The organism is Ideonella oryzae, assembly GCF_024055665.1.
GTDB classification, from domain to species: domain Bacteria; phylum Pseudomonadota; class Gammaproteobacteria; order Burkholderiales; family Burkholderiaceae_C; genus Ideonella; species Ideonella oryzae.
This window is the reverse complement of the sequence record NZ_JAMXMC010000003.1, coordinates 18,656-34,584: the sequence shown is the minus strand read 5'-3', so window position 1 is coordinate 34,584 and position 15,929 is coordinate 18,656. Positions and strand designations below refer to the sequence as shown.

13 protein-coding genes are annotated in these 15,929 nt (G+C 69.2%); 5 read left to right on the top strand and 8 right to left on the bottom strand.

Features of this window, described 5'->3' with window-relative positions:
• Positions 1 to 115: 115 nt before the first annotated feature.
• From bamC to M0L44_RS05185, 5 genes are all read right to left on the bottom strand, one after another.
• Positions 116 to 1,276, bottom strand: coding sequence for an NlpB/DapX family lipoprotein (gene bamC, locus M0L44_RS05205; RefSeq protein ID WP_252768607.1), 1,161 nt, complete (start codon positions 1,274 to 1,276; stop codon positions 116 to 118).
• Positions 1,277 to 1,365: 89 nt separating this feature from the next.
• Positions 1,366 to 2,247, bottom strand: coding sequence for a 4-hydroxy-tetrahydrodipicolinate synthase (gene dapA, locus M0L44_RS05200; RefSeq protein WP_252768606.1), 882 nt, complete (start codon positions 2,245 to 2,247; stop codon positions 1,366 to 1,368).
• Positions 2,248 to 2,275: 28 nt separating this feature from the next.
• Entirely contained in the window at positions 2,276 to 2,833 is a 558-nt protein-coding gene (locus M0L44_RS05195; RefSeq protein ID WP_252768605.1) for a class I SAM-dependent methyltransferase, read from the bottom strand.
• Positions 2,834 to 2,847: 14 nt separating this feature from the next.
• Positions 2,848 to 3,003 carry a hypothetical protein gene (locus M0L44_RS05190; protein WP_252768920.1) on the bottom strand — a complete coding sequence of 52 codons (156 nt, stop codon included), beginning with the start codon at positions 3,001 to 3,003 and terminating at the stop codon, positions 2,848 to 2,850.
• Between the two features lie 15 nt (positions 3,004 to 3,018).
• A complete protein-coding gene (locus M0L44_RS05185; RefSeq protein WP_252768604.1) occupies positions 3,019 to 4,245 on the bottom strand; it encodes an MFS transporter in 1,227 nt (408 codons plus the stop codon).
• Positions 4,246 to 4,359: 114 nt separating this feature from the next.
• On the opposite strand from M0L44_RS05185, the gene M0L44_RS05180 reads away from it, so the two are divergent.
• From M0L44_RS05180 to parC, 3 genes are all read left to right on the top strand, one after another.
• Positions 4,360 to 6,354: a DNA topoisomerase IV subunit B gene (locus tag M0L44_RS05180; protein ID WP_252768603.1), complete on the top strand. Its 1,995-nt coding sequence runs from the start codon at positions 4,360 to 4,362 to the stop codon at positions 6,352 to 6,354.
• A gap of 109 nt (positions 6,355 to 6,463) precedes the next feature.
• Positions 6,464 to 7,204, top strand: coding sequence for a lytic transglycosylase domain-containing protein (locus M0L44_RS05175; RefSeq protein ID WP_252768602.1), 741 nt, complete (start codon positions 6,464 to 6,466; stop codon positions 7,202 to 7,204).
• A 15-nt stretch (positions 7,205 to 7,219) separates the two neighbouring features.
• A complete protein-coding gene (parC, locus tag M0L44_RS05170; RefSeq protein WP_252768601.1) occupies positions 7,220 to 9,535 on the top strand; it encodes a DNA topoisomerase IV subunit A in 2,316 nt (771 codons plus the stop codon).
• A gap of 18 nt (positions 9,536 to 9,553) precedes the next feature.
• Here the strand turns inward: parC and ubiM are convergent, their stop codons facing one another.
• From ubiM to M0L44_RS05155, 3 genes are all read right to left on the bottom strand, one after another.
• Positions 9,554 to 10,888, bottom strand: a complete 1,335-nt coding sequence (gene ubiM / locus M0L44_RS05165; RefSeq protein WP_252768600.1) for a 5-demethoxyubiquinol-8 5-hydroxylase UbiM — start codon at positions 10,886 to 10,888, stop codon at positions 9,554 to 9,556.
• An 80-nt stretch (positions 10,889 to 10,968) separates the two neighbouring features.
• Positions 10,969 to 11,460, bottom strand: coding sequence for a disulfide bond formation protein B (locus tag M0L44_RS05160; protein WP_252768599.1), 492 nt, complete (start codon positions 11,458 to 11,460; stop codon positions 10,969 to 10,971).
• Positions 11,457 to 11,918 (bottom strand): RidA family protein, encoded by a 462-nt coding sequence (locus M0L44_RS05155; RefSeq protein WP_252768598.1) that lies wholly within the window; start codon positions 11,916 to 11,918, stop codon positions 11,457 to 11,459. The genes M0L44_RS05160 and M0L44_RS05155 overlap by 4 nt, the downstream gene beginning before the upstream one ends.
• 58 nt (positions 11,919 to 11,976) lie before the next feature.
• Here M0L44_RS05155 and M0L44_RS05150 point away from each other — a divergent pair, with 58 nt between their 5' ends.
• Together M0L44_RS05150 and M0L44_RS05145 are read left to right on the top strand one after the other, a co-directional pair.
• Positions 11,977 to 14,484, top strand: coding sequence for a DNA internalization-related competence protein ComEC/Rec2 (locus tag M0L44_RS05150; RefSeq protein WP_252768597.1), 2,508 nt, complete (start codon positions 11,977 to 11,979; stop codon positions 14,482 to 14,484).
• Positions 14,481 to 15,914, top strand: coding sequence for a circularly permuted type 2 ATP-grasp protein (locus tag M0L44_RS05145; RefSeq protein ID WP_252768596.1), 1,434 nt, complete (start codon positions 14,481 to 14,483; stop codon positions 15,912 to 15,914). The genes M0L44_RS05150 and M0L44_RS05145 overlap by 4 nt, the downstream gene beginning before the upstream one ends.
• Positions 15,915 to 15,929 lie beyond the last annotated feature (15 nt).

The window sequence follows — 15,929 nt, the reverse complement described above, 5'->3', positions numbered from 1 at the left end:
CGACGTGATGAAAGAAAGCCGCCTCTTGAAGGCGGCTTTTTTTATGCCCCGTCTGGCATGAGGGCATGAAAAAGGGCAGCCCATGCTGCCCTTTTGTGAATCAAGGTAAAGCGGCTCAGTATTTGAGTTCGTCCACCAATTGCTGGGCGATGCGCTGGGCGCTCTCGCTGTTGTCGGGCTCGCCATTGGGCTTTTGCACGGTGATCTGCGTGCTGGCACCGTTCGCCTTGAGCACGATCCGGTAGCGACCCAGGGCCAACTCCGCAGGTTCCTTCGCACCGAACATCTTCGAGATGAAATTGGGCGAATCCTGGGCGGCAATCTTGGGATCGACGTAGCGGACGGCGTAGGTGGCCAGGGCGCGGTCGCGTTCCTCCACCGTGAAGCCGGTGCGGTCGAGCGCCAGGCCGATGCGGCGCCAGGTCCGCTCCAGGCCGTCATCCACTTCCAGCGTGGCACCCGGCTGGCCGCTGAGCACGCGCGCCTTGGCGGCCACCTGCACCACGGGTGCCGAGGCATCGGCGCTCGATGCGCCACTGGCTGGGGTGGCTGCCGTCGCCACCGGCGAGAGCGCCTGCATCAGGCGGGTCAGCAGTTCGGTTTCGAGCGCCGGGTCTGCCGCGCGGTTGGTCCAGGTGGTGCTGCCATCGCGGCTGGTGTAGACCTCCTCGAGGCCATGGTGGGCGATGTAGATCTCGGAGCCCTTGCCGTCCGTGCCCCGCAGGACACGAACCGTGAAGCGGTCGCGCAGGCCGCTGTCGTAGAGGCGGTCCAGCACCTGGCCGATGGTCGAGCGGATCATGTCCTTGGGCAGGTTGGCCCGGTTCTCCACCCAGTCGGTTTCCAGCACGCCGGAGGCAGCATCTTCCTTTTGGAACTTGAAGTTGCGGTCCAGGAAGAACTGGCGCACGAGTGGCCACACTTCCTCGGGGCTGCGCGGGCTGACCAGCCATTGCTGCTGTCCCATGCGGGCCAGATAGGCGTCTCCGGCCTTGTTGACGGCCACCGTGGGGGTGGCTGCGCCGGAGGCGGCCGCGGGGCGGGCGGTGCCCAGAGTGGACGCAGACACCGCACCCGCCTGTGGCGCGTAGCGGTTGTCACGTGCGAGTTGGGTCAGGTCGGGCGGCACATCCAGCGGCTGCACCTTGCGGGAGGCCGTGCCGTAGTCGATCTTGTCGTCGGGCAGCACGCTGCTGAGCATGCCGCAACCGGCCAGGCTGGCGGCCAGGGCCAGGGTGGCGCCGCGCACGGCCGTGATCGAGAAGGCTTGTTTCACTTGGGAGATCTCCGGAGGGCGCATGCCGGGTCGGGGCGCCGCAGGGACAGGGAAAATTGCAGCGCCCGGTGGGGCGCTGCACAGGTCGCTCAGAGGATGCCGGATTCGCGCAGGGCCTGGCCCACGGTGGCTTGACCCGCCGGGGAGAGCTCGACGATCGGCAGGCGCAGCACGTTGCGGCAGCGGCCCATCTGCGACAGCGCCCACTTGGTGGGGGCGGGGCTGGATTCGCAGAACAGCTGCTTGTGCAGCGGCAGCAGGCGGAAGTGGATCTCGCAGGCCTTGGCGATGTCACCGGCCATGGCGGCCATGCACAGCTCGTGCATCAGCTTGGGCGCCACATTGGCAGTCACGCTGACATTGCCCTTGCCGCCCAGCAGCATCAGAGCGATGGCGGTGCTGTCGTCGCCCGAGTAGACGGAGAAACTGGATGGCACCTGCTTGAGCAGCCAGGCGGCGCGTTCGATGCTGCCAGTGGCTTCCTTGATGCCGAAGATACCGGGCACTTGGGTCAGACGCAGCACCGTTTCGGGCTGCATGTCCGCCACGGTGCGGCCGGGCACGTTGTAAAGCATCACCGGGATGTCGACCGCCTCTGCGATGGCGCGGAAGTGGCGGTAGATGCCTTCCTGGGACGGCTTGTTGTAGTAGGGCACGACCTGCAGCGTGCAGTCGGCGCCGACTTCCTTGGCGTACCTGGACAGCGAGATGGCTTCGGCGGTGCTGTTCGCGCCCGCACCGGCCAGAATGGGCACGCGCCCTTTGGCGTGCTCGACGGCCACGCGGATGATTTCGCAGTGCTCTTCCACGTCGACGGTGGCCGACTCACCCGTGGTACCCACCACGCCGATGCAGTCGGTGCCTTCGGCGATGTGCCAGTCGATGAGTGCCTTCAGCGCGTCGTAATCGACGCTGCCATCTTCGTGCATCGGCGTCACCAGCGCGACGATGCTGCCAACAATCGGTGTCATCAGGAGTTCCTTCGGGGAAGCGGTGATTCTAGCCCTGGGTCGAGGTCAGAACGGGCAGCCCATGGCGTTGCCCGGTCCCACCCGGCCGCACCGCCGCGATGCGCTGAACGAAGCGGTCCGGAGCCTGGAGGAACCCGTCCTCGTAGCCCAGCACCCGCCAGCCGCGGCAGAGTTCCAGCAACTCGCCATGGCGCAGCAGAAAGTCCGGACGCGAGGGCTTGCCGATGGAGGCCTGATCCTCGCCAAAAGTTTCGTAGATCAGCAGGCCGCCGGGGGCCACCGTGTCCGCCAGTTCGGCCCAGCGGGGTCGCCAGAGGTAGTTCGTCACCACCACCGCGTCGAACTGCCGGTCGGCCAGGGGCCAGGGGCCGGCTTCCAGGTCGGCCTGCAGCAGCTCGACCGGCAGGTCCAGGTCCGCCAGCCCCGAGAGGTCGCGGTCCACACCTGTCACCCGGTGGCCCCGCGCGGCCAGCCAGCGCAGGTGGCGGCCAGCGCCGCAGGCCAGGTCCAGCACCTGGCCGCCGGCGGGCAAGGCCTCGGCCCAGCGGGTCACCCAGTCCGAGGGGCGGGAGGCGCAGGTGAACATCAGGCCGCCGATGCTCAGAAGCAGGACCAGAGCCGGCCGGCCAGATCCAGAGCCAGCTCAGGACGCAGATAGGCCAGGAACACCAGGGCCAGCACGACCATCACCGCCAGCCAGCCGAGCCAGCGCCCCGGTCGGATCCGGTCGGCAGGGCGGGCTTCAGAGGTTGCCATGGGCTGTGGGAGGCCTCAGGCCGGGACCGCGGTGGGCCGCACGATCGGGGTCTCGCGCACGGGCTGGTTGGCCAGGCCGGCGAACACGCCCAGGGCCACGGCGATCCACCAGACCACGTCGTAGCTGCCCGTCAGGTCGTAGAGCCAGCCGCCCAGCCACACGCCCAGGAAGGAGCCGATCTGGTGGCTGAAGAAGACGATGCCGCCCAGCATGGACATGTACTGCACACCGAAGACCTGGGCCACGATGGCGTTGGTGGGCGGCACGGTGGACAGCCACAGAAAGCCCATCACGGCCGCGAACAGGTAGACGCTCAGCGGTGTCAGCGGCGCCCACAAAAAGAGCACGATGACCACCGAGCGCAGCAGGTAGATGCCCGACAGGATGTGGCGCTTGGCCATGCGCTGGCCCAGCAGCCCGGCGGTGTAGGTGCCGAAGACATTGAACAGGCCGATCAGCGCCAGGGCGGTGGTGGCCACCTGCGGGGCCAGTCCATGGTCCTTCAGGTAGCTGGGCATGTGCACGCCGATGAACACCACCTGGAAGCCGCAGACGAAGTAGCCCGCGGTCAGCCAGCGGAAGCTCGATGAGCCCAGCGCCTCGCGCAGGGCCGCGCCCACGCTCTGGCGCGGGCCGCTGTGGGCGGCGTGGGCCTGGTCGGGCTCCTTCAGGCCCAGGGCCAAGGGTGCGATCGCCAGCGCGGCGCAGCCCAGCACGAACAGGGCACTCTGCCAGCCCCAGTGGCCGATCAGCCAGCTCTCCACCGGCACCATCAGGAACTGGCCGAAGGAGCCGGCGGCGGCGGCCACGCCCATGGCCCAGGAGCGTTTCTCCGGTGCCACGTTGCGGCCAATGACACCGTAGATCACGGCATAGGTGGTGCCCGACTGGGCCATGCCCAGCAGCAGGCCGGCACTGCCGGTAAAGGCCAGGCCCGAGGTGGACAGGGCCATCAGCACCAGGCCGGCGGCGTAGAGCAGGGCGCCCACCAGCAGCACCCGGAAGGCGCCGAAACGGTCAGCCAGCATGCCGGCAAAGGGTCCGGCGACACCCCAGGCGATGTTCTGGATGGCCAGCGCGAAGGCGAAGGTCTCGCGGGTCCAGCCCCGGTCCATCGTGATGGGGGCCAGCCACAGGCCGAAACCGTGGCGGATGCCCATGGACAGGGTCACGATGGCGGCACCGCAGACCAGAACCTGGGTCATGGACAGCGTGCGTGCGGGCGGGGCGGCGGAAGACATCGGCGCACTGTAGCGGATGGTCCGCGGGCCCGCAGACCGCAGGGCCATCGTGGTCGGACGGGGCGTCACAGGGTTGTCGCGGGGCTGCAGTCGCCCTCCCTACAATCGCCCGCCATGGCGACACGTTCCTCTTCCGTCACGCCCGTCTATGGCGAGGCGTCCATCAAGGTGCTCAAGGGCCTGGAGCCGGTCAAGCAGCGCCCGGGCATGTACACCCGCACCGACAACCCCCTGCACATCGTGCAAGAGGCCATCGACAACGCCGCCGACGAGGCGCTGGCCGGCTTCGGCAAGCGCATCGCCGTCACCCTGCACGCTGACCATTCGGTCACGGTGGAGGATGACGGACGCGGCATCCCCTTCGGCCTGCACCCGGAAGAACAGGTGCCGGTGCTGGAGATTGTCTACACCCGCCTGCATGCGGGCGGCAAGTTCGACAAGGGCTCGGGCGGCGCCTACAGCTTCTCCGGCGGCCTGCACGGCGTGGGCGTGAGCGTGACCAACGCGCTGTCGACCCGGCTGCAGGTGACCGTCTGGCGCGAGGCCCAGGTGGCCACGCTGGCCTTCTCGGGCGGCGATGTGATCGAGCCGCTGGTGGTGCGCAAGGCCAGCAGCGGCGAGCGCAAGCAGGGCACCTCCGTGCGGGTCTGGCCCGATGCCAAGTACTTCGAGAGCCCGGACCTGCCGCGCCAGGAACTGATTCACCTGCTGCGTAGCAAGGCCGTGCTGATGCCTGGCGTCACCGTGACGCTGACCACCGAGAAGTCCGGCGGCAAGGAGGCCGAGACCCTGACCTGGCAGTTCAAGGGCGGCCTGCTGGACTATCTGCAGCAGTCGCTGTCGGTCGACCCGGTCATCCCGCTGTTCGAGGGCGAGCACTACGCCGTCGAGGGCGAGCACGACAGCTTTGCCGCTGGCGAAGGTGCGGCCTGGGCGGTGGCCTTCACCGAGGAAGGCTCCCTGCTGCGCGAGAGCTATGTCAACCTGATCCCCACGGTGGCTGGCGGCACCCACGAGGCCGGGCTGAAGGACGGCCTGTTCGGGGCGGTCAAGGGCTTCATCGAGCTGCATTCGCTGCTGCCCAAGGGCGTCAAGCTGATGCCCGAGGACGTGTTCAGCCGGGCCAGCTTCGTGCTGTCGACCAAGGTGCTGGACCCGCAGTTCCAGGGCCAGACCAAGGAGCGGCTGAACAGCCGCGACGCGCTGCGCCTGGTGTCGGCCTTCGTCAAGCCGGCGCTGGAGCTGTGGCTGTCCCAGCATGTGGACTATGGCAAGAGGCTCGCGGAGCTGGCCATCAAGGCCGCGCAGACCCGCCAGCGTGCTGGCCAGAAGGTGGAAAAGCGCAAGGGCTCGGGCGTGGCCGTGCTGCCGGGCAAGCTGACCGACTGCGAAAGTCGCGACCTGGCGCTCAACGAGCTCTTCCTGGTGGAGGGCGACTCGGCCGGCGGCAGTGCCAAGATGGGGCGCGACAAGGAAACCCAGGCCATCCTGCCGCTGCGCGGCAAGGTGCTCAATGCCTGGGAGGTGGAGCGCGACCTGCTGTTCAAGAACACCGAGATCCACGACATCTCGGTGGCCATCGGCGTGGACCCACATGGCCCGAGCGACAGCCCGGACCTCTCCGGCCTGCGCTACGGCAAGATCTGCATCCTGTCTGACGCGGACGTGGACGGCTCGCACATCCAGGTGCTGCTGCTCACGCTGTTCTTTCGGCATTTCCCCAAGCTGATCGAGACGGGCCATGTGTATGTGGCCAAGCCGCCGCTGTTCCGCATCGACGCTGCCGCGCGCGGCAAGAAGCCGGCGACCAAGTTCTATGCCCTGGACGATGGCGAGATGGACGTGGTGCTGGAGAAGCTGCGCAAGGAAGGCGCCCGGGAAGGCAGCTGGAGCATCAGCCGCTTCAAGGGCCTGGGCGAAATGAGCGCCGAGCAGCTGTGGGACACCACGCTGAATCCGGACACCCGGCGCTTGTTGCGGGTGGGTTATGGCGTCGTCGACTTTGAAGGCACGGTCAATTCCATGGGCAAGCTGATGGGCAAGGGCGAGGCCCAGGCGCGGCGCGAACTGATGGAGCTGCACGGTGATTCGGTGGAGATCGATGTCTGAGCGGGGGCGCGAGGGTGGCCGGCCGTCGGCAACCCCGGTTATCGGGCTTTTGGCGGGCGGGGCGATTCCTAGAATCTGTCGCGCCTGATCCCTTCCGGAGCCCCTGGCCATGTCCCGTCTTGCCACCCGTCTTTTCGTCCTTCGCCTGGCCTGTGTGTTGCTGGGCGTGAGCGGGTTGGGTCTGCCATGCCAGGCTCAGCAGCTCTGGGGCTATGTGGACGGCGCCGGGGTGGCGCACTTTGCCGACAGCGCCCTGGATTCCCGCTACCTGCCGGTGCTGCCGGAGCCGGGGCAGCTGAACATCCGTGTGCCGGGCAAGACGATGACCGGCAACGGCCTGCTGACCTGGCTGGACATCGCGCCCGAAGTGAAGCGCCTGCAACCGCTCCTGAAAGAAGCCGAGGAGGCCACCGGTGTGGATGCCGAGCTGCTCAAGGCCGTCATCACGGTGGAGTCGGGCTTCAACCCCGAACTGGTGTCACCCCGCGGTGCCATCGGCCTGATGCAGATGACGCCCGACACGGCGGATCGCTACGCGACCAAGGCCGAGGCCCAGGCCCCGGCCGAACAACGCATGCGCAACCCGCGGCTGAACATCCTGACCGGGGCGCGCATGCTGGCCGACCTGACCCGACGCTACGGCGGCGTGGACGTGGCGCTGGCCGCCTGGAACGCCGGCGAGGGCAATGTGCGCCGCGCTGGTGGCAAGATGCCGCCTTTCGACGAAACGCGGGCCCATGTGCACATGGTGCTCGAGCTTTACTGGACCCTGCTGCAGCAGCGCCTGCAGACGGGCGCCCGCCAGCTCAAGCTGGTGGGCTGGAACGAAGGGGCGCAGCCCGTGCGCTGAGCCCGACCGAGATCGATGGAACAGACTTCCCTGAGCTTTCAAGCCGGCGACGGCGACGGATCGAACGACATCGCCCTGGCGCACTACGCCGAGCGGGCCTACCTCGAGTACGCGCTGAGCGTCGTCAAGGGCCGGGCGCTGCCCGATGTCTGCGATGGCGCCAAGCCGGTGCAGCGGCGCATCCTCTACGCCATGCAGCGCATGGGCCTGGGCTGGGCCGGTGGCGCGCCCAAGCCGGTCAAGAGCGCCCGCGTGGTGGGCGATGTGCTGGGCCGCTTCCACCCGCACGGCGACCAGGCCGCTTACGACGCCCTGGTGCGCATGGCGCAGGACTTTTCGCAGCGCTACCCGCTGATCGACGGCCAGGGCAACTTCGGCAGCCGCGATGGCGACGGTGCCGCGGCCATGCGCTACACCGAGGCGCGCCTGTCGCCCATCGCCCGCCTGCTGCTCGATGAGATCGACGAGGGCACGGTGGAGTTCGTGCCCAACTACGACGGTTCCACCGAGGAGCCCAGGCAGCTGCCGGCGCGCCTGCCTTTCGTGCTGCTCAACGGCGCTTCGGGCATTGCCGTGGGCCTGGCCACCGAGATTCCCAGCCACAACCTGCGCGAGGTGGCCACAGCGGCAGTGGCGCTGATCCGCGACGATCAACTGCCCGACGACGCGCTGTTCGCCATGCTGCCGGGCCCGGACTTCCCGGGCGGCGGCCAGGTCATCTCCAGCGCGGCGGACATCCGCGCGGCCTACAGCAGCGGCCGCGGCAGCCTCAAGGTGCGCGCGGTCTGGAAGATCGAGGACCTGGCGCGCGGCCAGTGGCAGCTGGTGGTGACCGAGCTGCCGCCGGGCACCAGCGCGCAGAAGGTGCTCGAAGAGATCGAGGAGCTGACCAACCCCAAGGTCAAGGCCGGCAAGAAGGCGCTGAGCGCCGAGCAGACCCAGCTCAAGGGCGCGGTGCTGTCGGTGCTGGACGCGGTGCGCGACGAATCCAGCAAGGATGCGCCGGTGCGCCTGGTCTTCGAGCCCAAGAGCCGCACCGTGGAGCAGCAGGAGTTGATCACCACGCTGCTGGCCCACACCAGCCTGGAGACCAGCGCTTCCGTCAACCTGACCATGGTGGGCCTGGACGGCAAGCCGGTGCAGAAGAGCGTGCGCCAGATGCTGCTGGAGTGGATCAGCTTCCGCCAGACCACGGTGCAGCGGCGCACCCGCCACCGCCTGGACAAGGTGCTGGACCGCATCCACGTGCTGGAAGGCCGCCAGCTGGTGCTGCTGAACATCGACGAGGTGATCCGCATCATCCGCAACGCCGACGAGCCCAAGCCGGCACTGATCGAGCGCTTCCGCCTGAGCGACCGCCAGGCCGAGGACATCCTGGAGATCCGGCTGCGCCAACTGGCCCGGCTGGAGGCGCTCAAGATCGAACAGGAGCTGGCGGGCCTGCGCGAGGAGCAGACCAAGCTGGAGGACATCCTGGGCAACCCGGGCAGCCTGCGCCGCACCGTGATCAAGGAAATCGAGGCCGACGCCAAGCAGTTCGGCGACGACCGCCGCACCCTGATCCAGGAGGAGAAGCGGGCCGTGGCCGAGGTCAAGGTGGTGGATGAGCCTGTCACCGTGGTCATCAGCCAGATGGGCTGGGCCCGGGCCCTCAAGGGCCACGAGGTGGACGCGGCCACGCTGGGCTTCAAGTCCGGCGACACCCTGCACAGCCACTTCGCCTGCCGCAGCGTGGACACGCTGCTGGTCATCGGCAGCAATGGCCGGGTCTACAACATCGCCGTGGCCAGCCTGCCGGGCGGGCGTGGCGACGGTGTGCCCATCACCTCGCTGATCGACCTGGAACCGGGCAGCAAGGCGCTGCACTACTTCGCCGGCGCGGCCGACACCACGCTGCTGTTCGCCAACAGCGGCGGCTTCGGCCTGCTGGCCCGGGCGTCGGACCTCTTCACGCGCCAGCGCGCGGGCAAGAGCTTCCTGACGCTGGAAGACCAGGAAGAGCTGTTGCCGCCGGCGCCGGTGGCCATCGCCCATGGCCAGGTGGCCTGCTTGTCGGCCAGCGGTCGGTTGCTGGTCTATGCGCTGTCGGACCTGAAGCTGCAACCCAAGGGCGGCCGCGGCCTGACGCTGATGGACGTGGACGCCAAGGACCCGCTGCTGTCCGTCTGCAGCTTCGGCGACGTGCTGCGGGTGCTGGGCGCGGGCCGCGGTGGCAAGCTCCGGGACGAACTGGTCAAGGGCTCGGCCCTGGCCGGCCACATGGGTAAGCGCGCCCGCAAGGGTGCCAAGGTGGAGGCTGTGCTCAAGCCCAGCCAGGTGCTGCCGGGCTGATCGAGCCCCAGGCTCGAATCAGGTTCCCCGGCCGAAGGGGCCGCGCGCCCAGCGTGGCGGGCGCGGCAGGTCCGGAAGATCCGGCAAAGGGGGCAGCGGCGGCAGCAGGCTGCGCCAGAGCGGCTGCGTGGTGTCCCCGGTCAGCTGGCGGGTGATGGCCCGCTGCACCGGCGGTAGCCAGTTGGTGGCCCGCACCACGGCTTCGCGCACCAGCTTGGCCGGGCGGCTGTCGTTGGTGAAGAGCTTCACCACCACATTGGTGCCCAGGTAGATGGGCAGCGTCACCCGGCGGTGTTCCTCGGCATAGCGGGTCAGTGGCCCGGCTTCGCCCAGATCGCGGCCTTCGGCATGGGCCTGGGCCAGCTCGCGTGCCAGCACCTCCACCCCGTACAGGCCGAAGTTGTAGCCGTGGGCGGTGACCGGGTGCATGCCCACCGCCGAATCGCCCACCAGGACGAAGCGCTCGGCATGGAAGCGTTCGGCATAGACCGCCACCAGCGGGTAGCTGTGGCGCTCGCCTGCCAGCTCCAGGGCGCCCAGGCGGTGGCCAAAGGCTGCATCCACCCGCAGTGCGAACTCGGCCGGCGGCAGGGCCATCAGTTCGGCCGCACCGTCGCTGGTGACCGTCCAGACGGCCGAGGACTGGTGCCCGGCCATGGGCAGCATGGCCAGGGTGTGGCCGTGCAGAAAGCATTCATGGGCCGTGCCATCGTGGGCCTGTTCATGGCGCATGCGGCAGACGATGGCGGTGCGGCCGAAGTCCAGCATGCGCGCGCCGATGCCGGCCATGCGGCGCAGGCTGGAGAAGCGGCTGTCGGCGGCCACCACCAGGGGCGCCCGCAGCACGCGACCATCGGCCAGCGTGACCTGGGCCCCTTCGGCGTCGCGCTGCAGGGCGGTGACCCGGGCGTCGCCGGTGAGGGTGATTTTGTCGGCCCGTGATGCAGCGCCGGCGTAGCAGGCCTGGCGGATGCGGTGGTTGGGCACCAGCCAGCCCAGCTGTTCGTGCCCATCGGCCTGGCCGCTGAAGGGCAGCACCCTGGGTGAATCGCCGTTGGTGACCTGGGCGGCCTTCAGCGGCGCGATCTCGTCGGCCGGCAATTGGTCCCACAGCCCCAGGCGGTCGAAGATGTGCTGGGCACGGTGGGTGAGGGCGATGTCACGGCCGTCCTCAGGCGGTGCCACCAGGGTGTCCAGCGGGGCCTGCTCCAGCACCTGGGGGCGCAGGCCGGCGTCGGCCAGGGCGCAGGCCAGGGCCAGACCGGCCGGCCCGGCGCCCACGATCAGCACATCGGGCGAGGCCTTGGGAGAGGCATCGGAGGCAGTGTCAGGAGAAGCGGCGGTGTCGGTCATCAGGCATTCCCGCGGGGTGGCCCCGCTGATCAGGCGGGTGGCATCATCGCCAAGCCCGCCCGGGTTCGCCTTGACCGGGGTCAGTTCCGCCGGGTGCGCAAGGCCGGCACGCAGGCCGCACCGCACAGGGCGAACAGGGCCAGGCTCCACATGGCGAAGGGAATGCCCAGCAGGTTCACCGCCGCGTCGGCGCAAGAGGCCATCGGCGCGAAGACGTCCGGGGCGGCGTCGTACAGACCCAGGGCCTGCATGATGCGGTCGGCCATGGTCAAGGCGCAGCTGGCGCTGGACGAGGCCACGAAATGCAGCCACAGCGATGTGCCGATGCCGCAGGCGGCCAGCAGCACGCCCAGGCCCGCCAGCGGGCGCCGCAGCGGCGGCACCAGCGCGGCCAGCAGTGCCACCGCGGCCAGCACCAGAAAGATGAGCCGCTGCAGGGTGCACCAGGGGCAGGGCAGCATGTCGAAGCGGTACTGCCCGACCAGGGCGCCGCCCACGGCGGCCACGCAGGCCACGGCCACCCCCACCAACAGCAGCCGGGGCGAGCCCGTCACGCGGGAGGCGAAGCTCATGGCTTGAGTTCGACCACCAGCTCGATCTCGACGCAGGTGCCCATGGGCAGCTGGGCCACGCCAAAGGCGCTGCGGGCATGCGAGCCCACCTCGGGGCCGAAGACCGACACCAGCAGCTCAGAGCAACCGTTGGTCACCAGGTGCTGCTCGGTGTAGGTGGGGGCGGAGTTCACGAGGCTCACCACCTTGACGATGCGCGCGATGCGGTTCAGGTCGCCGGTGGCGGCCTGCAGGGTGCCCAGCAGGTCGATGGCCACGGCGCGGGCCGCCTGCTTGCCTTCCTCGGTGCCCATGGTGGCACCCAGCTGGCCGATCCAGGGCTTGCCGTCCTGCTTGGCGATGTGGCCCGAGATGAAGACCAGGTGGCCCGTCTGGACGAAGGGGACGTAGGCGGCGGCAGGAACGGCCAGGGGCGGCAGTTCGATGCCCAGGGTCTGCAGGCGCGCAGCGACGGACATGTCAACGTACTCCGAAGGAATGAGAGGGGGATTCCGGGGCGATCCTACACTGGCCTGCATGCTGTCCGGGATCGGCGGGGTCTTGTTGCTGAGCGTGCTGGCGGGGCTGTCCGGCGTGGCGCTGCAACTGGCCCAGCCGGCGTTGTGGCCGGCCTGGGTCGATGTCGCTCTTCTGGGCGCGGCATTCCTGACGGCCTGGCCCTTCCTGCGGGGTGGGCGCGCGCGCTGGGCCTGTGCACTGTGGGCTGCGGCTCTGCTGATGGCCGGCGCGGCCAGCACCAGTGAGCGGGCCCGCGAGCGGCTGGCCGAACGCCTGCCCGCTGCTTTGGAGGGCCAGGAGCTGCTGGTGCAGGGTCGGGTGCGGGGCCTGCCGCAGGCCGGCCCCGAAGGTCAGATGCTGGGCTTCGAGGTGGAACAGGCCTGGCGGCTGGATGCCGCCGCCTGGGCGCGCGGACGGGCCGAGCCCGCCGAGGCACTGGGCTTGCCGACGCTGATCCGCCTGAGTTGGCCCGAACCTGCTGCGGCGGCCGACCCGATGGGCAGCGGGCGGGCCGTGCCGCGTGCGGGGGAGGCCTGGCGTTTGCCCGTGCGCCTGCGCCAGCCGCACGGCCTGGTCAACCCGGGTGGCTTCGATGCCGAGTTGTGGCTGTTCGAGCAGGGCATCGGCGCGGTGGGCACGGTGCGTGGCACCTTGCCGGGGCAGGCCGTGCGGCTTGGCGGCCCCAGGCCCTGGCCCCCCCTGGAGTGGCTGGATCATCTGCGCCAGCGCTGGCGGGACCACATCCTGCTGTCCAGTCCTTCGCCTCAGGCGGCGGGCCTGCTGGCAGCGCTGGCGGTGGGCGACCAGGGCGCCATCGGCGAGCGGGACTGGGACCTCTACCGTCGCACCGGCGTGGCGCACCTGGTCAGCATCAGCGGCAGCCACATCACCTTGTTCGCCGCCCTGGCGATCGTGTTGGTGGGGCGGGCCTGGCGCGCCAGCCCGGCCTTGTCCCTGCGGGTACCGGCGCCGGTGGCCGGGCGCTGGGGTGGGCTGGGGCTGGCCACGCTGTATGCGCTGCTGGCCGGCTGGGGCGTGCCGGCACAGCGCACCGTCTGGATGCTGGGGGGCGCGGTGCTGCTGCGCAGCCTGGGGGCACCCTGGCCGGGCTGGGCCCTGTGTGCGGCGGCGGCGGCGGGCACGGTGGCGGTCGATCCGTGGGCCTTGCTGCAGCCGGGCTTCTGGCTGTCCTTTCTGGCGGTGCTGATGCTGCTGGGCATGGAGGACGGGAGCCCGGCCGCGGAGGAGGACGCTGAGGGCGTGTCACGGTCCGCCTGGCGTGGCCTGTGGCAGGCCTTGAGGATCCAGCTGCTCATCACCCTGGGTCTGGCGCCGTTGAGCCTGGTGCTGTTCGGTCAGGTGTCTCTGGTGGGACTGCCGGCCAATCTGCTGGCCGTGCCCTGGGTCACCTGGGTGGTCACGCCGCTGGCCCTGTTGGGCACCCTGTGGCCACCGCTGTGGCAGCTGGCGGTCTGGGCGATCGTGCCCCTGCAGGCCTGGCTGCAGTGGCTGGGTGGGTGGCCGCTGGCGGCGTGGTCCGGGCCTTCAGCCGGGGTGGGGCCCGTCGTGCTGGCGGTGCTGGGGGGCTTTGTGCTGAGCCTGCCGCTGCCGTGGCGGGCGCGTGCATGTGCGGTGCTGCTCTGGCTGCCGCTGCTGCTGGCGCCCGTGTCTCGTCCGGCGCCGGGGCGCTTTGAGCTGCTGGCGGCCGATGTGGGGCAGGGCAGTGCCGTGCTGATCCGCACCGCCCACCATCTGCTGATCCATGACGCCGGGCCGCGCTATGGTTCGGACAACGATGCGGGTCGCAAGGTCCTGGTGCCGCTGCTGCAGACGCTGAGCGAGCGCCAGGTCGATGAGCTGGCGCTCAGTCACCGGGACACCGACCATGTGGGCGGCGCCCAGGCCGTGATCGACGCGCTGCCGGTGGCCCGTTTGCGGGCCAGCCTCGTGCCGGGCCATCCGCTGCTCGCGCAGGTGACCGACACCCGGCTCTGCCTGGCCGGGCAGCAGTGGTCCTGGGACGGGGTCGACTTCCGTGTGCTGCATCCCTTTCATGTGGCCCGCCCCGACGAGGCGTCCAACACGCAGAGTTGTGTCATCCAGGTGCGCGATGCCCAGGGGCATAGCGCCCTGCTGACGGGCGACATCGAGTTGGCGCAGGAGGCTGCTCTGGTGCAGCGCTGGGGTGACAGCCTGCACAGCGAAGTGTTGGTGGTGCCCCATCACGGCAGTCACACGTCCTCCGGCGAGGCATTCCTGGCGGCGGTGGCACCGCGTGTGGCGGTCATGCAACTGGGTTACCGCAACCGATTCGGTCACCCCCACCCTGAAATATGGGATCGTTACATTCAAGATGGCATTGATGTGGTGCGAACGGACCACTGTGGTGCATGGTTGTGGGATGGGGATGGTGCAAGCTGCACGCGAAACGTGCGTCGCCACTACTGGCAGTGGATGCCGGAAAAACCGGTGCCCGTGGCTGGTGCGGTTGTTGCTTCTCCCCTGCAGGTAGGAGAGCGCGAATGAGACCCAGCTTCGACGAGATGCATGCCAACAGCGCCACCGTGCGCGAGCATTACCAGACCTACGACCGCTGGCTCGCCCAGCAGCCCCGCGACGTGATGAAGGCACGGCGCGAGGAGGCGGAGATGATCTTCCGCCGTGTCGGCATCACCTTTGCCGTGTACGGCGACAAGGACTCGGGGGAGGGCACCGAGCGCCTGATCCCCTTCGACCTGATCCCGCGGGTCATTCCCGCCGGGGAATGGTGCGAGATGGAGAAGGGCCTGCGGCAGCGGGTGACCGCACTCAACCGCTTCATCCACGACGTTTACCACGGCCAGGAGATCCTCAAGGCCGGCCTGATCCCGTCCGAGCAGATCACCCGCAACGCCCAGTTCCGGCCCGAGATGATGGGCGTGGACGTGCCGCGGGACCTCTACTCCCACATTGCCGGCATCGACATCGTGCGAGCCGCCAACCCCGATGGCTCCGGAAGCTACTACGTGCTGGAGGACAACCTGCGGGTGCCCAGCGGCGTGAGCTACATGCTCGAGAACCGCAAGATGATGATGCGGCTCTTCCCGGACCTGTTCTCGGACCACCGGGTGGCCCCGGTGGCGCATTACCCCGACCTGCTGCTGGAAACCCTGCGCAGCGTGGCCCCGGGTGGGGTGAACGATCCGACGGTGGTGGTGCTCACGCCGGGCATGCACAACTCAGCCTACTTCGAGCACGCCTTCCTGGCCCAGCAGATGGGGGTGGAACTGGTCGAGGGCCAGGACCTGTACATGAAGGACGGCTTCGTCTTCATGCGCACCACCCAGGGCCCCAAGCGGGTGGACGTGATCTACCGCCGCCTGGACGACGACTTCCTGGACCCGAAGGTCTTCCGCAAGGATTCCACCCTGGGCTGTGCCGGCCTGGTGGAGGCCTACAAGGCGGGCAACGTCACCCTGTCCAACGCCATCGGCACCGGGATCGCGGACGACAAGTCCATCTATCCCTATGTGCCCAAGATGATCGAGTTCTACCTGGGCGAGAAGCCGATCCTCAACAACGTGCCCACCTACCTGTGCCGGGTCGAGGACGACCTGAAGTACGTGCTGGACCACCTGGGCGAACTGGTGGTCAAGGAGGTGCACGGCGCGGGTGGCTACGGCATGCTGGTTGGCCCGGCTGCCACGAAGGCCGAGATCGAGGACTTCCGTGCCCACCTGGTCACCAACCCGAGCAACTACATCGCCCAGCCCACGCTGAGCCTGTCCACCTGCCCGACCTTCGTCGAATCGGGCGTCGCACCGCGCCACATCGACCTGCGCCCCTTCGTGCTCTCGGGCGCCGAGGTGCAGATGGTGCCGGGCGGCCTGACCCGCGTGGCCCTCAAGGAGGGCTCCCTGGTGGTCAATTCCAGCCAGGGCGGCGGCACCAAGGACACCTGGGTGCTGGAAGACTGAATCGAACGCGGAAAG